Below are 21,306 nucleotides of genomic sequence, written 5' to 3'. Positions count from 1 at the left end.
CACAGTCGATGATCGAGACATGCGAGTCAAAGAGCTGGCAGATCTGACCGACACCACCGTGCGGACGATCCGCTACTACCACCAGATCGGCCTGTTGCCCGTGCCTGAACAGTGCGGCCGAGTGCGCAACTACGGCATGTCGCACCTGGCGCGACTGTTGCGCATCCGCTGGCTCGTCGACTCGGGTGTGCCGCTGGCATCGGTACGCGCCATGCTCGAGGAGCAGGCTGACCAGCCGGACGAGTTGGAGGTCATTCGCACCGACCTGGCGATCACTCTCGCCGGGGTCGACGAGCGGATCGAGCACCTCAAGCACCAGCGGGATCAACTGGTCCGACTGCTGCGCACGACTGCCGAGGGAGGCCCCGTCTCTCCGCTGCCCCGCGCCGTGCACCGGATGTATGAGCGGATGATCGCGCGGGCGCCCGACGAGGGTGTTGCGAGGATGATCGCTGCTGAGCGGCAAGTGGTTGAATTCGCCTGCTACAGCGGTGAATTGCCACCGTTGGTCCTGGATCTGGCCGAACGGCTGACCGAGGAGCAGCTCGAGCTGATCATGCCGCTCTTCGTCGAGTTCCGTGACCTCGACCAGGAGATGGATTCGCTGTCCGCGGCCGAGCTCGACCGGAGGGTGGACGAGATGGCCGCACACTCGGTCGAGTTCGTCGCGTCGCTCGGCCTGTCGGTCGAGGAGGCGATGTCGCTGCTGGAGCAGGCGTCGCTCGGCTCGAGTGAATACGTCGGTTATGCGACGACCGAGCTCTTCCCCAAGGCATTGCAAGAACGTTTCCAGCGAGCGATGGAGTCAGGCGTCCGCCGACAGGAGCCGGTGCCTGCGGACACGGACGGAGGTCTGTGATGAGCCGCTTGATGAGCGGGTTGACGACGAGCGCAGCGACCGGGCAGGCCGAAGGCACACAGCCCGACGACGTGATCGCCGTGCAGGGGCTGACCAAGACGTTCGAGCGGTTCCGGGCGGTGGATGACCTCGACCTGCGGGTGTCGCGAGGCGCGGTGCACGGCTTCCTCGGGCCGAACGGCGCCGGCAAAACCACGACGATCCGGGTGCTGCTGGGTCTCTACCGCCGCGACGCGGGCAGCGTGCACGTCCTGGGCGAGGACCCGGCCACGGCGAGTGCGCGGATCAACCGCGATATCTCGTATGTCGCCGGCGAGGTCGCGCTCTGGCCGACCCTGACCGGGAGGCAGGCGCTCGACGTCCTCGCGGGGCTGCGTCGATCGGCCGGCGGTGCGTATGACGACGAACGCGAACGAGAGTTGATCGACGCGTTCGCGCTCGACCCGACCAAGCGGATCCGCAAGTATTCCAAGGGAAATCGGCAGAAGGTCATGCTCGTCGCAGCATTCGCCGCCCAGAGCGACCTGCTGATCCTTGACGAGCCCACCTCCGGACTCGACCCGTTGATGGAACAGGTCTTCGGCGAGTGCGTGGAGCGCGCCGTGGCCGACGGCCGCACCGTGCTGTTGTCCAGCCACATCCTCGGTGAGGTCGAGCAGCTGTGTGACTCCGTCACGATCATCAAGGACGGACGCCTGGTCGAGACCGGACGGCTGTCCCAGATGCGGCACCTCGCTGCGTCGACGATCAGTGCAGTGGTGTCGGGGGACGCCGCCGATCGCGTCGCGAGTGAGCTGGCTGAGAAGCTCGGGCCCGACCAGCAGCTGGATCGAAAGCAGTTCGGGGACAACGAGATCCGACTGGAAGCGAGTGTGTCGCACGATCGCGTGGACGCGGTGCTGGCCACGTTGTTGACGGCCGGTCCGACCGACCTGCGCTGCACTCCGGCGAGTCTGGAGGACCTCTTCCTGCGCCACTATCGGGTCGGTGCCCGATGAGCCGGGAGCTCGGCCCGCTCCGGGTCACCCTGCGCACCCATCGGCGCAAGATCCTGGTGTGGGCGGTGCCGTTGCTGGGGTTGCTCGCCGTCGTGTCGCCGTCCTACTCGTCGACCTATCCACGGCTCGACCAACGGCAGCACCTGATCGACAGCCTCGGCAGCAACGCCGCCACCCGGATGCTCTACGGCCCGATCCCGCGACCGGGCACCATCGGGCAACTCGCCGCATGGGAGATGGGCACTTACCTGATCATCGTGGTCAGCATCCTCGGATTGCTGCTCGGCTCGAGTTTCGTTCGGGGCGCGGAGGATTCGGGCATAGCGGAGCTGGTGCAGGCAACCGGCCACGGGGACCGTGATCGGTTGCGTGGCGCAATGGGAGCGGCGCTCGTGCTGGCCGTCGGACTCGGCGCGGCCGTGTTCGCGATCCTCGGCGTGGAGACCTTCGCGGTCGAGGAGCTGACCTGGCAGGGCGCCGCCGGGCTCGGCCTGGTGACCTTCGGGTGCATGCTGTTCTTCACCCTCACCGGACTGCTCTTCGGTGAGCTCGCCGACAGCGCCGGTTTGGCGAAGTCGCTCGGATTTGCAGTGCTGGCAGTGGCATTCGCGCTACGAGCCGTCGCCAACGTACACGGCGTCGATGCGCTGCACTGGATCAGTCCGCTGGGCTGGCTGGACGCCGAGTCGCCATACACCGAAGACCGCTGGTGGGCGGGTGCAGTCTTCGTCGTGGTGTGTGCGGCGCTCGGTGCGCTGGTATGGCGTGTCGGGCGCGGCCGTGACTACCTCGCGGCCCCGCTGCACGAACGGGCCGCCAGCGACGACCGGCTCCAGGTCGGCACGGTGACGCAACTCGTGTGGCATCTCGAGCGCGGGCGCTGGGCGATCTGGACGACGATCGTGACGGGGGTCGCGGCGTTGTTCGGCGGGATGAGCGGCAGCCTGCTCGATGTCCTCGCCGGCGATGACTCGACCGCGAAGCTGATGCGTGACGTGACCGGTGAGGCCGACCTCGCGGCGGCCTTCTTCTCCTTCGCCGGCGTGCTGATCGGGATGCTCGTCTCCTGCTATGCGGTGTCGACGGTGCTGGCCGACGGGGCCGCCGAGGCGGACGGTTCTGTCGACGATTTGCTGGCCTGCGGCACGTCGCGACGCACCCCGTTACTCGCGCGACTCGTCGTGGCGTTGGGCGGGGCGCTGGCCATGGCGGCCGTCGCCGCCGTGGTGGGCGCGCTGATCACCTGGAGCCAGTCGTCCCAAGGCGCCGACCGCTACCTGGCCTATGTCGCCGGGCAGGTGCCGGCGGTGCTGGCCCTGGCCGGGATCGCCGCACTCGTCGTCGGCGTGCACCGCCGGTGGGGACCGGTGGTCTGGTTGCCGGTGGCCGGGTCCGCCGTGCTGGTCTTCCTGGGCTCGGTCCTGCATGCACCCGATTGGCTGCAGCAGGCCGGAGTCTTCGCGCACGTGCCGGATTACGTCGGTGGCGCGTCGCCGAGCGTCGGTGTCGGCGTGCTGGTGGCGTGCTTCGTCGTGAGCGCGGCCGCGGGAGTCGTATGGCGCTCGCGGCGCGACCTCGTGGTCGGTTGATTGCGCGCGCCCGGCACCACCGATTGACCGGCATACCCAATGATTGAGCGGCATACGGACCCGGGTCGGATCCGTACGCCGCTCAATGCGGAGGTATGCCGGTCAATCAGTGTCTGATCAGAAGGCAGTGGGCAATGGCTTTGCCATGCTTTGACCAGTTTCCTGGTTGCTCTCAGATCCGCGTCCGGGATGCCTCTCGTCGCTCACCGATGGCTGAGCGATGGACGAAGAGACTGGAGGTCTTCGGCCGGACCGGCTTGCGGGTCTGGGACCACAGCCGACCGAGTCTTGGCGGGTGGCTGACCGAAGCCGGGGAGGTCGCCGGAGCCGCCGGGTGCGTCACGAGCATGCGGTCGTCGATGTCAGAGTCGGCGTCGGTGTCGATGCGGGCGTCGATTGGCTCCGCAGGCTCGAGTTGCGGATGCGGCTCGTCCGGCGTGATCGGCTCGTCCGGCGGGTCCGGCAGCTCCGGCTCCGCATCGATCACACGTGGTGTGACCGGTGTCGTCTGCGGCATCGGGGGCGTCGGGTCAGGGTCGTGCGCGACCTGCCGGCGCGTGACGTGCTGGTGCGCGACCTGCCGGCGCGAGGCCGGGTGGGTGACGGGTGCCCACCCGTCGTCCACGATGACCACCGCGAGTCCGGCGAGCAGACCGACGAGTCGTACGGTGCCGGCGCCGACAACCTGACTGGAGGTCACCAGTGCCAGAGCGACCGCGGACCAACCGACCGCGAGTCCGGTGAGGATCGGGCGCCGGTCCCGGCGGGTGAGGTCGGCGATCGCGGCGGCGACTGCGAGCCCGGCCGCGTAGTAGAGGTAGGTCTGCGGATCGAGCAACAGGCGGACGGACAGCACCGCGAAGGGCACACACATCCACCGGCCGCGGCGGACCAGCCAGCCGGCCACCAGGGCGCCGAGCACGAACTGTGCCGGCCGATCCCAGACCGGCGTCGCGAACGACAGCGATCCGATCTGTCGCAGGACCGAGTCATCGGCGACAGTGATGCCGAAGCGGCCGAGCTGCACGGTGCGAGAATCGGCCAGTACGAAGGGAATCCACGGCCCGGCGACTCCGATGATGAGGATCGCGATGCTCTTGAAGCGCGCCGGTCGGGGAGCCGCCAGCAGCAGCACGGCCATCGGCAGCACCCACGGTTTGGCGCCGGTCGCGGCAGCGAGCAGGAGGCCGGCGACGAGCCAGCGATCCCGCTTGCCGGCGGCCACCGCTGCCGTCAGCAGGAAGATCGCGAGTGCGTCGTCGAGGTGCCCGTAGCGGACGGCGAGCACCAGCCACAGCGGCGCGAGCAGTGCGGCGTAGATCATGGCCGCGCGGCGGGTGACCCGCACGCCGTGGTGGCTGCGGTTCAGGTCGGCCAGGCCGGCGGCGGTCCCGATGCCCAGGCCCAGCATCAGCACGCATGCGACGACGGCGCTGTGGCCCGCGGGCACGAGCTCGAGCAGCGCACAGACCCCCATCGTCAGCGGGCCGAACTGCAGCTCGGGGTGTGCGCCATACACCTGCAGGCCGTCCGGGGTGAGGAGCGTCTGCCCAGCAGTGGCGAAGTAGTGCCAGGAAAACATCGGATGGCGCCCAACGACGAGCGCGCACAGCGCAATCCAGGCGATCAGGCCGACGACGGCCAGCCGCGGCGGCGGCACATCGACGGTGCGGGCCAGATGAGCCGGAGCGTCGACGTCGGGCGCTCGAGGCGCGCGACGCTGCAAGGTCGGCTGGTTGGTCATCAACATCAAAAGGTGCCACAAAGTCGGCACGAAGGACTGCGAAAGCGCGAAAACCCTTGTGCGACTGCACGTCCGGTGGCGACGACCCGGGTGCAGTGCAGGGTCAGGAGGAGCGCGCGCCGCCGATGAATCCGGCGAGCACCGTTGCCTGACTGATGTCGTCGCGTTTGGCCGCCGTGAGCAACGTCAAGGTGCCGGCCGCGGCGTCCGCACGCAGGCCGTCCAGTGCCTCGGACCGCTCCGGATCGTCCAGCTCCGCGCGGTAGCGCTTCTCGAACTCCTCGAACTTGTCGGGATCGTGGCCGTACCACTTGCGCAGCTCGGTCGACGGTGCCACCTGCTTGCACCAGTCGTCGAGTTTCGCCTTCTCCTTGCTGAGCCCCCGTGGCCAGACCCGGTCAACGAGTACGCGCTTGCCGTCGGAGGACTCGGGTGCGTCATACACCCTGCGGACCTGGACCTTGTGGGAGCTCATGTTTCTCATGATGGGACGGAAGCGGTTGCGGCGCAATGGGGTTGGGGTCCCGATACGCGGCTCGTGCCTCACCGCTACTCGACCCGCTTGCGTGGGTATGGCGAACCCCTCCGGCCACAGGGAGGGGGACTGGCCGGAGGGGTTCGCCTTCCGCTCACGCGGCCCCGAGGCGCGCGGCGGGTAGAGCAGGTCAGCTGCTGACGCTGACCGCCGTCCAAGCCGCTGCCACGGCCTTGGACTCGGTGCTGTCCGCGCCGTAGAGCGCGTCAGCCGACTTGATCATCCCGGCCCGCAGATCGGCGTAGGACATGTCGGCGGTGCCGTAGTCCTTGATCGCGTTGTACCAGATGGCAGCGGCCTTGTCCTTGCCGATGCCGGTGACCGTGGAGTTGTCACAGGTCGGGCTGTTGCCCCACTCGGACTCACCGCTGCCGTTGGCCAGCAGGAAGAAGGCGTGGTTGCCGACACCCGAGGTGTAGTGCGGGTCCTCGTTCTGGGTGTCCGAGCTCCAGCAGTCCAGCGACATGCCGTCCTTGCTCGGCTCGTCCATGTAGCGCAGCGGCGTGCCGTCGCCGTTGATGTCGATCGTCTCGCCGATCAGGAAGTCGGGCTTGTCGACCGAGCTGTTGGCCTCGAACTCGACCATCGTGCCGAAGACGTCGCTGTTGGCCTCGTTGATGCCGCCGACGTCACCGGAGTAGCCGAGGTCGGCCAGTGCCTCCGAGACACCGTGCGACATCTCGTGGCCGGCCACATCGATCGCGACGAGGGGCGCGTTGTCGCCCGAGCCGTCGCCATACGTCATCTGCTGGCCGTCCCAGAAGGCATTGACGTAACCGGTGCCATAGTGCACGCGGGAGGGCACACCCTGCCCGTCGTCGAAGATGCCGTTCCGCTCGAATGCCTTGTTGTAGTAGTCCCAGGTCATCGCGGCGCCGAAGTAGACGTCCGTGGCGGCGGTCGCACGGTCGCTGTTGGTGCCGTCACCCCAGGCGTTGTCGTCGTCGGTGAACAACTCACAGTTGCCCGCCTCGGAGTTGTTCATGTCGCACGCCGAGTTGCCGCCGTGGTTGGGGTCGGTCATCTCGAAACCGTTGCTGCCCTCGGTGGTCGCGAACGTCACGTCGCCGAGCGTCAGGGACTTGCCGGTGCCGTCAGCGGCGGCACCCTTGTTCTGGCCCTTGTGCTTGCCGTTGTTGTCGCCCGGGCCGTGACCGTTGCCCAGTGCCTGCTGGCCCACCGCGGACCAGGTGACGGTCGGCACCTTCGCCGGCATGTGCGTGGTCAGCGTCGCCTTGTGCTGTATGCCGCGCTTCGCCATCGCATCCTTGGAGGTCTTCGCGGACATCAGCGACTTGACCATCTCCGAGGACCGGATCGTCTTGCCGGTCTGTGCGTTGACGAGCACCGCCTTGTGGCTGGGGGTGATGCCGTCGGCCTGGACACCGGTGACGACGGTCATCCAGGCGAGCACCGGCTTGGCGCCGGAGGCGTCGACGACGAGCTTGGAGCTGGTCGCACCCGTGGCGTTGTAGACCTTGGCGCCGGCGACGGCGGTGCTGCGGGATGCCGTGGCGGCAACCTTCGGGGTGGTCGAGACCGAGATCGCGTTGCGCTGGTCGCCGGACTGCCCGACGACCTTGCCGCTCTTGGCGTGCACCACGAAGTCGCCGCCGACGACCGGCAGGCCCTTGTAGGTGCGCTGGTAGCGGAAGTGTGAGGTGCCGTCAGCGCTCGTGGTCGTCCCCACCAGCTGGTAGTCGTCGCTCGCGGCGGAGGCGATCGACTGTGGGTTCGATCCGAGGAAGGCATCCACTGCCTGGTGGTTGCTCACGCCGGTGGCGCCGTGGCTGGTCGACGGTCCCGAAGCCGCGTGCGCTGCGGTGCCGCCGACGGCGATTCCCGTTGACATCGCGGCGATTCCGAAGAGCATTGCTGTCTTTTTGACTCGCATACACATCCATTTCGATTGCGTTGTCACGTCGCGGACGTGACGACGCGAGCCCGGGGTTGGACTCGCGTTCAGAACTATGCGGTGCTCGACGGCCAAGCGGTGGGCCACTGACGAAGATTTTGGAAACATTGAACGTTCGCTTACGGGCTTCTAGGCAGACACATACCCGTCGATTGAGGACGCCTTGCCAACGCGAGAAGTCACTGGCGCCAGTGACATGAGAAGGTCTGGAGATGGACCTGCGCCCGCCCAACGAGCTCGTGTCTCCCCGCGCACGCACGATGTGGGCGGTGCAAGGGATCGTGTTGACCGTGGTGCTGCTTGTGGCGGGCGGGGTCACGTGGTTCCTGGCCGAACCGGCGACGATCTGGAAGTTCCTCGGAATCGCTGTGATCGCAGTGCTTTTCGTCGTGACGGTGCTTGTCGGTCCGGCCCTGCGCTACCGCATTCACCGGTGGGAGGTCACCGAAGACGCGGTCTACACCCAGCGCGGATTGCTGACGATCGAGCAGCGCATCGCGCCGATCTCCCGCGTGCAGACCGTCGACACCGAGCGTGGTGTGCTCGAGCGGCTCTTCGGGCTCAGCTCGGTCACCGTCACGACAGCCTCGGCGAAGGGGGAGTTGCGAGTCGAAGGGCTCGACGCGGACGTCGCCGACCGGATCGTGCGCGACCTGACCGTCGTCACCGCCGCCAGCGAGGGCGACGCGACATGAGTCACCCCGGTGACCCGGAGGTGAGTCTCCCCAGCGCGGACGGGCAATGGCGCCGGCTCAGCCCGCGGATGTTGTTGATCCACCCGATCAAGGAGATCGGTCGCTACCTGCCGGCACTGATCGCCGTCGTGGTGGCCGGGTCGGCCGGTGGGCAGAACTGGTGGGGTCTGGCGGCAGCAGGCGTTGCCATCGTGCTGGGCGTGCTGCGCTGGTTCAGCACGCGCTATCGCTTCACCTCCGAGCAGGTGCAACTGCGACGCGGGCTGCTCAGCACCACCACCGTGTCCGCGCCGATCGACCGGGTGCGGTCGGTGGACGTGACGGCGTCGGTGATGCACCGCGCGCTCGGTCTCGCCGAGGTCCGGATCGGCACCGGAGCCGGTGAGAAGGCGCTCAAACTGGACGGATTGACCGGCTCGGAGGCGGCTGCGCTGCGCGGTGATCTGCTGCACCGGGCGGAGCGGGTGGCTCCGGAGAGGACGCCCGCGGAGACCGCTGCTCCTTCCGGCGACGCTGCTGATGACGCGCGCGCTGCGGCGGCATACAAGCCGGAAGTGGTTGTCTACCAACTGAATCCGGCGTGGATCCGCTATGCCCCGTTCGGCCCGGCGGGGTTGATCGCGGCGCTGGCGATCCTCGGTGTCGGCTCACAGGTCCTCAACGAGTCCGGCATCGGCTGGGGCGAGGACGGCCTGGTGCGCGGCACCGTCGACCGGCTGGCCGCACTCGGGGTGATGACTGCGGTGCTGGCCGTGCTCGTAGCGGTGCTGCTGCTGATCACCGTGCTGTCGCTGCTGGGCTATCTGCTGTCGTTCCACGGCTTCCGGCTCAGCCGCGACGACCGTGGCGGCACCTACCACGTGTCGCGTGGGTTGCTCACGACACGTGCGACCTCGCTGGAGATCCGCCGACTGCGGGGAGCGGAGATCCATCGCCCCGTGCCGCTGCGCTGGGTCGGCGGCGCGACTCTGTCGGCGATCACGACCGGGGTCAAGGACGACGGCCGTGGGATGAGCACCACCCTCACTCCGCCGTCACCGGAGCCGGTCGTGGCTCGGACGGCGGGCACCGTGCTGGGGGAGGACGTGTCCGGCGTCGAGCTCCGACCGCACGGGGCGGCAGCGACCCGGCGTCGCTACACGCGGGCGATCCTCGGCGGGTGTGTGCCCGCTGGTGCGCTGGTGATCGCAGCGATCGTGTGGGACGCGCCGGTGCTCGGCGTGTGTGCGGTGCTGCCCGTGCTGGTCGGTGTGTTGCTCGGCTGGAGTCGTGCGCACTGGCTCGGGCACGCGGTGACCGACCGTTTCCTGGTCACGCGTTCCGGCTCGATCGGCTTGTCCACCAACGTCATCGAGCGTCGTGGAGCGGTGGGTGTCACCGTGCGGCGGTCGTTCTTCCAGCGCCGTGCGGGCGTGGCGACGGTGAGCCTGGCGACGGCGGCGGGCAACAAGGACTACCCGGTGCTCGACCTGCCCGAGGACCAGGTGGGAAAGCTCGCGACGCAGATAGTGCCCGGGCACGTGGAGCAGTTCCTGCGCTGACGTAGAGCGATAGGAAAGAGTGAAGCGAGACGCCAGAGTGGCCGGCCCTTGCCCGACCGTGTGACCCATGGCCATCCGCATGTGGAACGTCCACCGGCACGGCCTGACGGGTGGGCTTGGCCCGCTCGCGCAGAAGCTGTGCGCCACGGGGGGTGTGCCACCACGGGTCAGTTGGTCCAGTGTTTCCAGGTGACGTCCATGAGGGTTCGTTCGACGTATGACGTGGTGGGCGGTGGCATCCCTGGTGGTGCGGGCGGCCGACTGGTAGCGGTGAGGCTGCCGACGCTGGTGGTGGTTGCGCTGGCGTCGCCGGTGATGTGGTGGTCGGGGTGTTCCTTGACGTAGTTGCACCGTTCGCAGAGGCCGTCGCCGTTGCGTTCACTCGTGGTCCCGCCGTCAGCGTGGGACACGATGTGGTCGGTCTGCCGGATCGGCGCCGAGCAGAACGGCGTGCGGCAGGTCTGATCGCGCAACTTGATGAAGGACGCCAACAGCTCTGGATAGGCGCGAGCTCGGGAGTCCATCCCGATCAGGTCGCCGCTGTCGGGGAAGGCGAAGATGCGCCGTACCTGAACCTTCAGGTCGGGGTCGGTCAGCCATTCGCGGGCCAGGTCGGCCGGGATCGGGCCGTACCCGGGAAGGTAGGCCGGCACGTCGCCGGTCAGGGTGTCGACCGGCATCAGCAGGTTGACCCGCACCTGAGGTTTCGGCGAGCCCTTGGGGCTCCGCGCGGGCTGTGGGCTGTCAGCCGCGGTTGCCGCAGTGGGCTCGGCAGCAGCGGACGAACCTTCTTTACCCACAGTTGTTTTCGCGACCATCGGGCCGCATCCTGTGACGCGATCGACCAGGGTGTCGGCCATTACCTGCCCGCGTGGATGCTTCGGGGTCGCGGCGGCATCGGCGGCGCTCGACAGCGCTGCGAAGCACGCGACGCCGTCCTTGACGGGTAGCAGCGCGCTCAACCGGGTCATGCAGTCCGGCGCCGGGCGCAGACTGACCCTGCGTTCGGACTCGGCCCGCGCTCGGCGTGCGGCGACCGCTGCGGGGTCGGCCTGGTAGGCGTACTTCCTCGCCTCGGCCTCAAGGCGCTGGTGACTGACCTTGCCGAGTTGATCGGCGACGGCCTTATCCACGGTGGCCCGACCCTCACGCTCCATACACGCGGTCTCCCGGCACAACACGGTCGCGTCCCATTCGGTGATCACACCGGCGGCCAGTGCCTGCTGCGTGTGCGGCATCTCCTCGACCACGGCGTGAGCGAGCCCGAGCAAGCGGGATCCGAGGTGCGGGGCGCATCGCCGGGCGAGCGCCACCTGCGAGCCGACCTGTCGGGCGGTGTCGGCCTTGGCGATGCCGCGCGGCACATCGCGTGCTGACTGATCATCGTGCACGGCCACGGCCAGACGGGCCTGCCGCGCGGCCAGCGCGTTCTTCAGTTCCTCGCACGCCCGCAACTCCGCCAGCAGGTCACCATCGGTGACCGGTCCGTCGAGTCTGTCGTGGAAAGCACGCACCGCAGGAGCGTCGAGGGCGTCGACGGTGCCCTCTTTCGCGTCTCGCGGTATCTCGTTCATACATTCGAGTATGCCACGAATCGTACTGACAATCAACGGTTTTCGAGCGCAACTGTTGTCCACATCCCCTCGTATTGTCCCCGTCGTCCACAGGGCCGTCAGGTGCACTGGACCGCTAGGTTGGGCAGCTCTGCGCTGCAGCGGTCACACGAGTGGCAGGACATCGCCTGGAGTCCGTTCCGACACGTTGAACCCGAAACGACCACGTGAACCGACAGGTCTCATTGACGATCGGCCATCGGCACCATTTGCGGTGCTGAGCGCCGTCCGCCAGTACGGTGAGGCGATGGAGGTCATAGGGGTCGATCCGCGGGATCAGACATGGGAAGTTGATCCGCCGAAGTATCGCGTGTACTTCCATAGCGACAGCGGTGTGTCGGACGAGTATGAACTTGCAGGCGTCGACATCGACGCTGTGATGGCGTGGGCGCACATCAATCGAGCAGACCGTACTTTCGTGGTTTATGCGTGTGTCCCGGACGGCGAGAGCAACGTAGGGCTCGTCCGCTTGGCCGGCTACGACCCCAATGATCCCGACGCCAAAGACCGCACACCCGATCCCTTCCCGCTACCGACGGTGCTAGCGGTTGATGAGGAGCGGTTTACCGCTGTCGCTGATCCCGACCAGCCCGGGGCATGGCACCTGACCTGGGACACCGGTCCGAACCCTGGCTACGGATACACCACACGCCGGTCGGATCATCAATGGGCCAACACCACGGACCTGATCAGTGGCGCACGCAGCTTCCTCGCCGAAATCGACCCTCAAACCGGGTACCTCGCGGACTGACCTCGGGCAGGATCATCGTCCGATAAGCGATCCCTCGGTGGGATACGCGCGGATCGCGGAGTGAGCGGTCAGACTTGGCCAGTTGTCATCAGGTGATCGAGGAACTCCTTGACCGACCGCTTCGACGTGAGCACATGGACAGCGAGCTGCTCACCATGCTCGGCAATGATCTGTCTTTCGGACTCGGGTGCTGAATGGCGGTTGCGCCAAATGAGCACGGCGAGCCTGGATTCATCTCGTAGCCGCTGCCACCGCGTGTACGTGCTGCCTTCTGGCAACTCGTCTGGCATTCGGAAGCCTCGGAGGAGAGACCGTCCAGCGCAAAGCCACCACGGCATGTCAAGAACTACGAGCGTGTCGGCGCCCTTCAGACGAAGCGCGAGCGTTTCGCTGTAGTTACCGTCGGCAATCCAGGCGTCCCCGGCGAGCACATGCTGCTGAACAGCGCGCCATTCGTCCTCTGAAGGCTCAACCCATCCTGGCTTCCAGAAGTGAAGATCCAGGTGGATGACGGGCAAGCCGGTCTTTCGGGCGAGGGCGACAGCAAACGTGCTCTTGCCCGACCCAGCAATACCAGTGACGACGACCCGGCGCCCTACTGGCATCGCCAGTCCTTGTGCATGAGGGGCTGTCATGCCACAACCTTTTCAGCACGACCACTCGTCGGTGTGCCCGGACGTTCCCGAAGCCGTTCCACAAACGGTGAACCCGCACGTCACGATGCGGGCTTGCCACAGGAAGTCGACGCCCGTCCCGTAAGATCCGTCCCGACGCGGTCACCGGGACGGGGGCGTCGTGCGGTGCAGCGCTGTGCGCCGCGGTCGGGCACCGGGCGATTTGTCAGAGGTCCACGAAGATCGTTCCGACCTCGATGTGATGACCGTCGATGCCCCGCAACGGCCGACGGCGCTGATCAGCCGTTCCGGTGGGTGCGGTAGCTGAGCAGCCCCTCGACGCCGCGCAGGAACGTGTCGCAGACCGGCTCCGGATCGGTGAGACATCCGGCCGCCATCGCGCCGTCGCGCAGCATGACGAAGTGCCGTGCCGCGGGCTCCGGATCGATCTCCTCGGCGTCCGCGAAGAGCTCGGCGACGGTCGCCAGGAACCAGTCCCGGTGCGTGCGCACCGCGCGGTGAACCGGATGGTCCGGATCGGGATACTCGGCCGCCGCGTTGAGGAACGCGCAGCCCCGGAAGCCGTCGCTGCGGATGGCGTCGGTGATGGTTCGGGCGACGTCCCGCACGATGTCGTCCGGCGTCGGTCCGGCGGTGCGTACGGCGTCCACCTGCGCGCGGATCGCTTCGTCGGCCCGGGTCAGATAGGCGACCACCAGGTCGTCCTTGCTCGGGAAGTGCCGGTAGAACGTGGCGCGGGTGACCGGTGCGGCGCTGATGATCCGATCCACTCCCACCGAATGTAGTCCCTCGGCGTAGAAGAGCTCGCTGGCCGTGCCGAGCAGTCGTGTGCGCGCTTCCGACATACCTTCTGCCTCCATTCTTCCGGCGCTCAGGTTAGCAGACAGAACGATCGGTCTTGACAGTGGCGGGCTGAGTCCTCCACACTCTGGGAGACCGATCGTTCTATTTAGGAGCGCTCGCCGCCCCGGCTCGGTCGATACGCATCCAGTGAAAGAAGAGAATCCGATGTCCAGCTTTGTCAGCAGTCGGCCGAACCACACCGGGATCGATGTTCCCGGGCCCGGCACCATCGCATTGCGCAACCTCTACTTCGTCCGCTTCGGCTTCGCGGTCCTCTGGGCCGGGCTGTTCGCAGCGACGGCCACGACTCTCAACTCGGCCGGCGTCGCCCTGCTGCTGGTCTACCCGTTGTTCGACGTGGGCGCCGCCATCGTCGACCACCGGTCCTCGGGTGCCGCGCAGCGTAGTGGTCCCCTGCGGCTCAACATGGCGCTGAGTGCCGCCGCCACGGCCGGGCTGGCGATCGCGGCCGGCTCGGGGGTCTCTGCGGTCCTGCGCGTCTGGGGTGCATGGGCGATCACGGCCGGCGCGGTGCAACTGGTGGTCGCCGTCAGCCGGCGCCGGATGGGTGGTCAGCTGGCGATGATGCTCAGTGGTGGCATCTCGGTGCTCGCAGGCGCGAGCTTCGCCATACAGGCGGGTGCGTCCGATCCTTCGATGTCGAGCCTCGCGGGATACGCGGCACTCGGCGGGATCTTCTTCCTGCTATCGGCGATCCGGTTGCGCCGCAGCGGGCAGAGCGGGCAGTGATCAGACCCAGCGATCAGACCCAGCTCGGCAGCCACATGCGCCACTGCCAGTGGCTGTAGGGGATGACCTGCCCGGTCCAGATCGGCCAGAAGAAGATGAAGAGGCCGACGGTCAGGATGGTGAACCCGCCGACCACCGCCTTGCCGATCATCACCCGTTGCTCGCCGGCGCCGGGTCTGGCGAGCACGAGGCCGAGGACGAAGACGCACGCCAGCACGATGTATGGCGCGAAGGCGACCGAGTAGAACGTGAAGATCGTGCGGTCCTGGTATTGGAACCACGGCAGCCAACCGGCCGCGACACCGACCAGGATCGCGCCGGCGCGCCAGTCACGACGCAGCAGCCAGTAGAAGATCAGCACCGCGAGAGCGATCGTGCCCAGCCACCAGATGCTGACGGTGCCCAGCGAGCTGATCGCCTTGCTGCACTGCTCCACATGACAGCCGGGGTCGCCGTTCTTCGGGCTCTCGTAGAAGAACGACGTCGGCCGGGTCTGCAGCGACCACGACCACGGGTTCGACATGTAGGGGTGCGGTGAGGTGATGTCCAGCGCCGAGTTGAACATCTGGGTGTTGTATTCCCAGAGCGACCGCAACCAGTCCGGCATCCACGAGAAGAGCGAGCTGTCGGGGGAGAAGCCGGAGTCCTGGTCTGCGGCGTTGGTGGTCGCCCACTGGCGGTCGTAGGCGTCGTCGCTGGCGTACCAGCCGAACCAACTTGCCAGGTAGACCCCGAGCGAGAGCAGCAGCACGCTGACGCAGGCCGGCAGGGCGTCCTTGACGAACGTCGCCGACCAGTAGCGGCGGACGCCGACCGCGCGCCGGGCGCCGAGGTCCCAGAAGCAGGTCATCAGGCCGAACGCGGCCAGGAAGTAGAGGCCGGACCACTTGGTGCCGATGTCGATGCCGATGCACAGGCCGGCCACCCAGCGCCACGGTCGCCAGCCCAGCCAGGGGCCGGACAGCGATCTCTTGTCCCAGGTGCCGGCCACCTGCATCGCGGCGACCTTGTCGGCCAGGATGCGCCGGGTCCGGGTGCGGTCGGCCAGCAGCGCGGTGAACGCCGCCAGCGCCCAGAACATCACCATGATGTCGAGGATCGACGTCCGGGACATCACGAACTCGGTGCCTTCGAAACACAGCAGGATCGAGGCGAGCGTCGCCAGCACGGGCGACCGGAAGAGGTGCCAGGCCGCGCGGCCCACCAGGTAGATGCCCAGCGTCCCGAACAGCGCCACCGCCACGCGCCACCCGAAGGAGGACTCGATCCCGAAGATCTTCTCGCCGATGCCGATGAACCATTTGCCCAGCGGTGGGTGGACGACGAAGTCGGCCTGCGTGCCGAACACATGGGGGTTGCCCATGGTGAACAGGCCGTCGGGGTTGTTGGTGATGCCGGTCGACTTGTCCTGCTTGCGCTCGAAGCCGTAGAGGAACATCGACCAGCCTTCTTTGACGTAATACGTCTCGTCGAAGACCAGTTGGTGCGGGCGGCCGACATTCCAGAAGCGCAGGATGCCGCCGATGACCGTGACGCTCGCGGGCCCGAGGAACGCCCACAGCTTCGCCTGGGCGCTGCGCGGGGCACCGAGCAGTCGTCGGCGCAGCACGGCGCGGCGGTCGGCCAGGGGATCGCCGGCAGTGCTGTCGTCGGTCGGCCGTGCCAACGTGACCGTCACGCGGTGTCCCCCTTTCCGTCGATCGAAGTCTTGAGCCCAGGTGAGGTTAACCGAGGAAGCTACGCGCGGGGGTGTGCAGGCCGCGTTTCGACAGGCTCAACGATCTTTGGTGGCGGCGTGCAAGACTGCCCAGCATGTCTGACGGTGTGCTGGTGCTGGCTGCGACGCCCATCGGGGACCCGCAGGATGCCGCGCCACGGCTGGCGAGCGAGCTGGCCGGGGCGGACGTCGTGGCCGCGGAGGACACCCGCCGATTGCGGCGGCTGCTGGATGAGCTCGAGGTGACACCGTGCGGCAGCGTGCTCAGCTACCACGAGCACAACGAACGCTCCCGCACGCCGGAGCTGCTCGACCGTCTGCGCTCCGGTGCACGAGTCGTCCTGGTCACCGACGCCGGTATGCCGTCCGTCTCAGACCCGGGTTACCGGCTGACCAACGCGTGTGTCGAGGCCGGAGTGCGGGTCACCTGTGTGCCGGGACCGTCCGCGGTGCTGATGGCGCTCGCGGTGTCCGGACTGCCGACCGACCGCTTCTGTTTCGAGGGCTTCCTGCCGCGAAAGGCCGGCGAGCGGGCCCGACGGCTGGCCGGACTGGCCACCGAGCAGCGCACGATGGTCTTCTTCGAGGCGCCGCACCGGCTGGCCGAGATGCTGGACGCGATGGCGGAGGCTTTCGGCGGAGACCGGATCGCCGCCGTGTGCCGGGAGCTGACCAAGACCTACGAGGAGGTCCGCCGTGAGGACCTCACGTCGCTGGCGCAGTGGGCCCTCGACGGCGCACGCGGCGAGATCACCGTCGTGGTCGGCGGTGCACCGGCCGTCATCGCCTCGGTCGAGGACGTGCTGCCCGACATACAGGCACGGGTGGCGGCGGGGGAGCGGCTGAAGACCGTGTGCGCCGAGGTCGCCGAGCAGACCGGCCTGTCCAAGAAGGCCTTGTATGACGCCGCCGTCGCCGACCGCTGATCTGCTGATGCCCGAAACCCGGCGCCCTGCATGGCTGTTCGGCGGTGTGTCGGCAGTCGTGGCCGCCGTCTTCTTCGCCGTGCTCGCGCTCGGCCGCTGGAACGCCGGCAACGGCGCGGACTACGACCTCGGGATCTTCGCGCAGGGTGCCGACGCCTGGTCCAAGGGGCACTGGCCGGTCTCGCACATCCGCGACCTGTCGTTGCTCGGTGACCACTTCAGCCCGCTGCTGGCAACCTGGGGCGTCGTCTGGCGCATCTGGCCGACGCCACCGGCACTGCTGATCACCCAGTCGGTCCTGCTCGGTGCAGCGCTCGGGGTGATCGTCGGTTACGCGCGGCGTCGGGCCGGCTGGAAGGTCGCGGTGCTGGTTGCCGTTGTCGGCATCTTCTCCCGGGCCGTGCTGACCACCGCGATGTTCGACGTGCACGAGGTCGCGTATGCCGCAATCGGCCTGGCAGTGCTCGGTATTGCGCTGCTGCAGCACCGCTTCGGGTGGGCAGTGGCGGCATCGGTCTGGCTGCTGCTGACCAAGGAGGACATGGGTCTGACGGTCTTCGCCGCGGGCGCGTGCTGGTGGTGGATGTATCGCGCCGACGGCTGGCGTCGTCCGTTGACCCTCGCCGGCCTCGGAGTGGTTGGCGTCATCGTCGCGATGGTGGTGCTCGCGGCCTTCGAGCCCGGCAGCGGCAGCGGCTACCTGGCCTACTTCGGCATCGGCAGCAGTAACAAGCTGCCCGTCCCCGAGGACCACAGCCTCAGCCCACAGCGCCTGCTGCCGGTGCTGATGTATGTCGTGCTCGCCCTCGTGATCGGCGTGCGGTCCAAGCTGACCGTGCTCGTCATACCGACGCTGCTGTGGCGCGCGGTGTCGTCCAACATCCACTACTGGGCGCTCGACTTCCACTACGACATCATTCTCTGGCCGATCGGCCTGCTCGCCTTCATCGATCAAGTTGGTCGAGTGCCGGAGGAGCGCAGCGGCGGAGGTGTATCGAGACCGGGTGGTCTCGATACACCCTCGCCTAGCGGCTCGGCCTACTCGACCACCTTGACCGGCTCGGGCTACTCGACCACCTTGACCGGCTCGACGAGATCGCTGCGCACCTGGGAGAAGGCCGCCGTCGGCGTCGCGATCGTAGCCGGATTCGCGCTCGCGGTCTCCGAGATGGCCGACCGGGCAGTGGCGCCTTCGTCGATGTTCCGCACCGCACCGGTCGTGCACGACATCCGCTCGCTGGCCGCGGACCATTTGCCGAAGGACGCGCGGGTCGCCACGCAGGCCGATGTCGGTGCCTATCTGGTGCCGACGTACGACGCCTATTCGCTGCGCCCGGACCAACATCCGTCGGTCGACTACGTGATGTTCACCAGCAAGCCGAAGTGGCTCTATCAGGTGCCGCAGTGCGCGCGCGACAAGCTGGTCGAGGACGCCGATCAGGTATGGCGCCGCGGCACCGTCACCCTGGTGCGGCTGCCGCACCGGCAACAGGTGACACCAAGCTGTTGACCGGAAGCTGCTGACCGGGAACTGCTGACGATCACGATTGCGCCGTAACGGTTGCCGGGGGCCACGGCGTCCATCACTGTGAACGACAGGCAGAACGATCGGACGACTGCAGGGGGACCTCGTGCGCACCACACCCACCGTCACGGCTGCCGTGGTGGCGTCGCTGTGCCTGCTGACCGGTTGCACGGGTGGCGGCAGCCCCGCACCGGCATCCCCATCGGCATCCTCTTCTGCATCGACTTCGAGGCAGCCTGCGCCTACCGGATCGACGGCAACGCCGACGCCGGTTGCGGCGAAATACAAAGCCGCTGTCTCGCACCCGGTGAAGGACAGCTACTACCCGCAGCACGGTGTCCCCTACCTCGACACCCTGCACTACGGCCTGCAGCTCGACTGGCAGCCGAAGAGCAAGCAGCTGACCGGCATCGCGACGATCACCCTGCGGGTCACCACGGCACGCGACACCATCCGCTTCGACCTCGGTGCACCGTTGCAGGTCAGCGCAGCGACCGTCGACGGCGCGAAAGCCGCCAGCAATCAGTCGGGCAATCACCTGACGCTCAAAACTGCTGGCCTGCAACCGAATTCACAACACACCGTGGTGATCCACTACTCCGGCACGCCGGCGCCCGTGCCGGCACCCTCGATGCGCGGGGATCTGCAACGGCTCGGCTTCCAGACGACGTCGAAGGGGGCGGCGTACACCTTCCAGGAGCCGTTCGGGGCGTTCACCTGGTATCCCGTGAACGACCAGCCGGCCGACAAGGCGTTCTACGACGCGACGCTGACCGCACATGACGGTCAGCAAGGTGTGTTCAACGGTCAAGTCGTCTCGTCGAAAACGAAGGGGACGAACACCACGACGCGGTTCCACCTGGCCAGGCCGGCAGCGTCATACCTCACGACGATGGCGTTCGGGGACTACAAGCACGAGACCGCGAAGGGCCCGCACGGCCTGCCGCTGAACTACTGGTATCAACCGTCCGCGGCAACGCCGATGCCGATCGTCCGGCAGACCCCGAAGATGATCGCGTGGGCCGAGAAGCAGCTCGGGCGCTACCCGTTCGCGAGTGCGGGTGTTGTGCTGGTGTCGGGCCATTCCGGGATGGAGACGCAGTCGCTGGTGACGATGACCGACAACGTGCTGGCTTTCCGAAGCGGTGGGATCTACCAGTCGGAGTATGCACACGAGCTCTTCCACTCCTGGTTCGGTGATGCGGTGACACCGACCGATTGGAAGGACCTGTGGCTCAGCGAGAGCCTGACCTTCTTCATGCAATACCGCTACATCGCGCACATCCACCAGCCGCAGTCCTGGGGCACGTATGCCGACATCCAGAAGTACCAGGACCAGCTGATGCGGGACTCCGACGGCCCGCCCGGCGCCTATGACAAGAAGAACTTCGGCGGCAACACCGTCTACCTGTCCGGTGCGCTGATGCTGCACAACCTCGAAAAGGCGTATGGCGCAAAGCGATTCAACGCCGCGTTGAAAGGCTGGCCCGCGGCGCACAAATACGGCAACGCCGACCGGGCCGACTTCATCAGCTACCTGGACAAGGCGCTCGGACCGAAGGCGGGACCTTACGTCAAGCACTGGCTGACGGCGAAGAAGACACCGGCACCACTGGCGAAGCAGCCCTGACCGGGTTCCGGTGGATCACTGCTGTCCGCAGAGCGGGTCCCACGGCAATCGGATGGCGGCATCGGTCGCGTCGCCCGGCTTGTAGCAGACCCACGCGACCTTGCCCTGGGCTCGAAACGCCTGGGCGTCAACGGGTTCGGTGAGTTTGTGGGTCTTGCCGTCGATGCGGTAGCGCACCGTCAGGTCGGCCTCGCCGTCCTGCACCGGACCTTCCGTGACGACGGCCGCGGGCGCCATACGGGGGCGTTCGGGGCCGGTTTGCTGGTCGCCCTGCCACCACTGCAGCAGGAGCAGCCCGGCAGCGATGAGCACGATCACCGCGATGACCTTCTCCCACCACGAGGCGAGGAACGTCGAACGGTCAGGCGGGGTGCTCGGCATCTCGCCTCCTTCGCGCGAAGGAGCGCATCCGCCGCGACCACTTCCACAGCGCCCAGCCGAGCACGATCAGCGCGACGATCACGAGGAGCGGCACGAAGACCGCGATCAGGGACAACCCCAACGAGGAGACGTCCTCGGCGGTCGACACGATCGGGGCGCCGAAGCCGGCGGTGCCCAGGTTGACCGCGGGTCGCGCGCTCGCCTTGCCGGCGTGCACGACTCCGGCGACGACCAGCCCGCCGACGAATGCGATCCACTCGTGGTCCTGCAGGAACGAGGAGTGGTCCAGTGCGCTCGCGGACTGTGTCGCCGCCGCCACTAGTCCGCCGGTCGCGGGGCGGACGATCGAGCCCATCATGTCGTTGATGCTGTCCACGGCGGGGATCTTGTCGAGCACCAGCTCGCTGATCAGCAGCAGCGCGGCCAGGCCGATGGCCCACCAGGACTCGATCCACTGCCAGCCGCCGGGCAGGTTGATCACGTCGGTGAAGCGGGCGAGCAGTCCGACGATGAGGAACGGGATGTAGGCGTTCAGCCCTGCGGCCGCCGACAACCCGGCGCCGGTGAGCACAGCGAACATCCCACACCTCCACATCGTCGTGACCGGGCAGACGGCTGCTGTTCGATCTGCGCAGGATCGTGTCAGCGCCGGGGCCGGT

The 21,306-nt window shown here is 67.5% G+C and carries 19 protein-coding genes; 10 read left to right on the top strand and 9 right to left on the bottom strand.

The genetic code is table 11. From position 1 onward, the window contains the following. The first annotated feature begins 19 nt into the window (after window positions 1–19). From ACSZL9_RS18260 to ACSZL9_RS18250, 3 genes are read left to right on the top strand one after another with little or no spacing between them, the layout of a single operon-like run. Window positions 20–859, top strand: a complete 840-nt coding sequence (locus ACSZL9_RS18260; RefSeq protein ID WP_446666959.1) for a MerR family transcriptional regulator — start codon at window positions 20–22, stop codon at window positions 857–859. Next, entirely contained in the window at window positions 859–1,857 is a 999-nt protein-coding gene (locus ACSZL9_RS18255; protein WP_446666958.1) for an ABC transporter ATP-binding protein, read from the top strand. The genes ACSZL9_RS18260 and ACSZL9_RS18255 overlap by 1 nt, the downstream gene beginning before the upstream one ends. After that, window positions 1,854–3,446, top strand: coding sequence for a hypothetical protein (locus ACSZL9_RS18250; RefSeq protein ID WP_446666957.1), 1,593 nt, complete (start codon window positions 1,854–1,856; stop codon window positions 3,444–3,446). Before ACSZL9_RS18255 ends, ACSZL9_RS18250 begins: the two co-directional genes overlap by 4 nt. A 172-nt stretch (window positions 3,447–3,618) precedes the next feature. Here ACSZL9_RS18250 and ACSZL9_RS18245 read toward each other — a convergent pair whose 3' ends face one another. From ACSZL9_RS18245 to ACSZL9_RS18235, 3 genes are all read right to left on the bottom strand, one after another. Continuing rightward, window positions 3,619–5,190 carry a hypothetical protein gene (locus ACSZL9_RS18245; RefSeq protein ID WP_446666956.1) on the bottom strand — a complete coding sequence of 524 codons (1,572 nt, stop codon included), beginning with the start codon at window positions 5,188–5,190 and terminating at the stop codon, window positions 3,619–3,621. Window positions 5,191–5,293: 103 nt separating this feature from the next. Then, window positions 5,294–5,665, bottom strand: coding sequence for a DUF488 domain-containing protein (locus tag ACSZL9_RS18240; RefSeq protein ID WP_446666955.1), 372 nt, complete (start codon window positions 5,663–5,665; stop codon window positions 5,294–5,296). A 190-nt stretch (window positions 5,666–5,855) separates the two neighbouring features. Beyond that, window positions 5,856–7,598: a M4 family metallopeptidase gene (locus ACSZL9_RS18235; protein WP_446666954.1), complete on the bottom strand. Its 1,743-nt coding sequence runs from the start codon at window positions 7,596–7,598 to the stop codon at window positions 5,856–5,858. A 254-nt stretch (window positions 7,599–7,852) separates the two neighbouring features. Between ACSZL9_RS18235 and ACSZL9_RS18230 the strand changes: the two genes are divergently transcribed. Further along, on the top strand, window positions 7,853–8,335 hold the full coding sequence (locus ACSZL9_RS18230; RefSeq protein WP_446666953.1) for a PH domain-containing protein: 483 nt from the start codon (window positions 7,853–7,855) through the stop codon (window positions 8,333–8,335). Continuing rightward, a complete protein-coding gene (locus ACSZL9_RS18225; protein WP_446666952.1) occupies window positions 8,332–9,876 on the top strand; it encodes a PH domain-containing protein in 1,545 nt (514 codons plus the stop codon). The genes ACSZL9_RS18230 and ACSZL9_RS18225 overlap by 4 nt, the downstream gene beginning before the upstream one ends. 167 nt (window positions 9,877–10,043) lie before the next feature. Here ACSZL9_RS18225 and ACSZL9_RS18220 read toward each other — a convergent pair whose 3' ends face one another. Continuing rightward, entirely contained in the window at window positions 10,044–11,450 is a 1,407-nt protein-coding gene (locus ACSZL9_RS18220; RefSeq protein ID WP_446666951.1) for a DUF222 domain-containing protein, read from the bottom strand. Window positions 11,451–11,736: 286 nt separating this feature from the next. Here ACSZL9_RS18220 and ACSZL9_RS18215 point away from each other — a divergent pair, with 286 nt between their 5' ends. Next, window positions 11,737–12,240: a hypothetical protein gene (locus ACSZL9_RS18215; RefSeq protein ID WP_446666950.1), complete on the top strand. Its 504-nt coding sequence runs from the start codon at window positions 11,737–11,739 to the stop codon at window positions 12,238–12,240. Window positions 12,241–12,308: 68 nt separating this feature from the next. Here ACSZL9_RS18215 and ACSZL9_RS18210 read toward each other — a convergent pair whose 3' ends face one another. Together ACSZL9_RS18210 and ACSZL9_RS18205 are read right to left on the bottom strand one after the other, a co-directional pair. After that, window positions 12,309–12,875 carry a hypothetical protein gene (locus tag ACSZL9_RS18210; RefSeq protein WP_446666949.1) on the bottom strand — a complete coding sequence of 189 codons (567 nt, stop codon included), beginning with the start codon at window positions 12,873–12,875 and terminating at the stop codon, window positions 12,309–12,311. A 278-nt stretch (window positions 12,876–13,153) separates the two neighbouring features. Continuing rightward, window positions 13,154–13,720, bottom strand: coding sequence for a TetR/AcrR family transcriptional regulator (locus ACSZL9_RS18205; RefSeq protein WP_446666948.1), 567 nt, complete (start codon window positions 13,718–13,720; stop codon window positions 13,154–13,156). Between the two features lie 163 nt (window positions 13,721–13,883). Here ACSZL9_RS18205 and ACSZL9_RS18200 point away from each other — a divergent pair, with 163 nt between their 5' ends. After that, window positions 13,884–14,468 carry a hypothetical protein gene (locus ACSZL9_RS18200; protein WP_446666947.1) on the top strand — a complete coding sequence of 195 codons (585 nt, stop codon included), beginning with the start codon at window positions 13,884–13,886 and terminating at the stop codon, window positions 14,466–14,468. Between the two features lie 13 nt (window positions 14,469–14,481). Here ACSZL9_RS18200 and ACSZL9_RS18195 read toward each other — a convergent pair whose 3' ends face one another. Next, window positions 14,482–16,146, bottom strand: a complete 1,665-nt coding sequence (locus ACSZL9_RS18195) for a dolichyl-phosphate-mannose--protein mannosyltransferase (protein ID WP_446666946.1) — start codon at window positions 16,144–16,146, stop codon at window positions 14,482–14,484. 134 nt (window positions 16,147–16,280) lie between these two features. Between ACSZL9_RS18195 and rsmI the strand changes: the two genes are divergently transcribed. The 3 genes from rsmI (at window position 16,281) to ACSZL9_RS18180 (ending at window position 20,266) form a co-directional block, all read left to right on the top strand. After that, complete coding sequence (gene rsmI, locus ACSZL9_RS18190) at window positions 16,281–17,111, top strand: 16S rRNA (cytidine(1402)-2'-O)-methyltransferase (protein WP_446666945.1); 831 nt, start codon at window positions 16,281–16,283, stop codon at window positions 17,109–17,111. Further along, window positions 17,086–18,621, top strand: a complete 1,536-nt coding sequence (locus tag ACSZL9_RS18185; protein ID WP_446666944.1) for a DUF2079 domain-containing protein — start codon at window positions 17,086–17,088, stop codon at window positions 18,619–18,621. Before rsmI ends, ACSZL9_RS18185 begins: the two co-directional genes overlap by 26 nt. Window positions 18,622–18,742: 121 nt before the next feature. Continuing rightward, a complete protein-coding gene (locus ACSZL9_RS18180; protein ID WP_446666943.1) occupies window positions 18,743–20,266 on the top strand; it encodes a M1 family metallopeptidase in 1,524 nt (507 codons plus the stop codon). Between the two features lie 15 nt (window positions 20,267–20,281). On the opposite strand, the gene ACSZL9_RS18175 is transcribed toward ACSZL9_RS18180, so the two are convergent. Together ACSZL9_RS18175 and ACSZL9_RS18170 are read right to left on the bottom strand one after the other, a co-directional pair. Continuing rightward, window positions 20,282–20,647 (bottom strand): hypothetical protein, encoded by a 366-nt coding sequence (locus ACSZL9_RS18175; protein WP_446666942.1) that lies wholly within the window; start codon window positions 20,645–20,647, stop codon window positions 20,282–20,284. After that, complete coding sequence (locus tag ACSZL9_RS18170) at window positions 20,628–21,227, bottom strand: DUF4126 domain-containing protein (RefSeq protein WP_446666941.1); 600 nt, start codon at window positions 21,225–21,227, stop codon at window positions 20,628–20,630. The genes ACSZL9_RS18175 and ACSZL9_RS18170 overlap by 20 nt, the downstream gene beginning before the upstream one ends. Window positions 21,228–21,306 lie beyond the last annotated feature (79 nt).

The organism is Flexivirga sp. B27 (assembly GCF_052905685.1).
This window is presented reverse-complemented; position numbering and strand designations above follow the sequence as displayed.

Bases quoted from the DNA above. Each gene is read 5' to 3' on its own strand.
- ACSZL9_RS18260 (WP_446666959.1), top strand. From the start codon at position 20: ATGCGAGTCAAAGAGCTGGCAGATCTGACCGACACCACCGTGCGGACG.
- ACSZL9_RS18255 (WP_446666958.1), top strand. From the start codon at position 859: ATGAGCCGCTTGATGAGCGGGTTGACGACGAGCGCAGCGACCGGGCAG.
- ACSZL9_RS18250 (WP_446666957.1), top strand. From the start codon at position 1,854: ATGAGCCGGGAGCTCGGCCCGCTCCGGGTCACCCTGCGCACCCATCGG.
- ACSZL9_RS18245 (WP_446666956.1), bottom strand. From the start codon at position 5,190: ATGACCAACCAGCCGACCTTGCAGCGTCGCGCGCCTCGAGCGCCCGAC.
- ACSZL9_RS18240 (WP_446666955.1), bottom strand. From the start codon at position 5,665: ATGAGCTCCCACAAGGTCCAGGTCCGCAGGGTGTATGACGCACCCGAG.
- ACSZL9_RS18235 (WP_446666954.1), bottom strand. From the start codon at position 7,598: ATGCTCTTCGGAATCGCCGCGATGTCAACGGGAATCGCCGTCGGCGGC.
- ACSZL9_RS18230 (WP_446666953.1), top strand. From the start codon at position 7,853: ATGGACCTGCGCCCGCCCAACGAGCTCGTGTCTCCCCGCGCACGCACG.
- ACSZL9_RS18225 (WP_446666952.1), top strand. From the start codon at position 8,332: ATGAGTCACCCCGGTGACCCGGAGGTGAGTCTCCCCAGCGCGGACGGG.
- ACSZL9_RS18220 (WP_446666951.1), bottom strand. From the start codon at position 11,450: ATGAACGAGATACCGCGAGACGCGAAAGAGGGCACCGTCGACGCCCTC.
- ACSZL9_RS18215 (WP_446666950.1), top strand. From the start codon at position 11,737: ATGGAGGTCATAGGGGTCGATCCGCGGGATCAGACATGGGAAGTTGAT.
- ACSZL9_RS18210 (WP_446666949.1), bottom strand. From the start codon at position 12,875: ATGACAGCCCCTCATGCACAAGGACTGGCGATGCCAGTAGGGCGCCGG.
- ACSZL9_RS18205 (WP_446666948.1), bottom strand. From the start codon at position 13,720: ATGTCGGAAGCGCGCACACGACTGCTCGGCACGGCCAGCGAGCTCTTC.
- ACSZL9_RS18200 (WP_446666947.1), top strand. From the start codon at position 13,884: ATGTCCAGCTTTGTCAGCAGTCGGCCGAACCACACCGGGATCGATGTT.
- rsmI (WP_446666945.1), top strand. From the start codon at position 16,281: ATGTCTGACGGTGTGCTGGTGCTGGCTGCGACGCCCATCGGGGACCCG.
- ACSZL9_RS18185 (WP_446666944.1), top strand. From the start codon at position 17,086: ATGACGCCGCCGTCGCCGACCGCTGATCTGCTGATGCCCGAAACCCGG.
- ACSZL9_RS18175 (WP_446666942.1), bottom strand. From the start codon at position 20,647: ATGCCGAGCACCCCGCCTGACCGTTCGACGTTCCTCGCCTCGTGGTGG.
- ACSZL9_RS18170 (WP_446666941.1), bottom strand. From the start codon at position 21,227: ATGTTCGCTGTGCTCACCGGCGCCGGGTTGTCGGCGGCCGCAGGGCTG.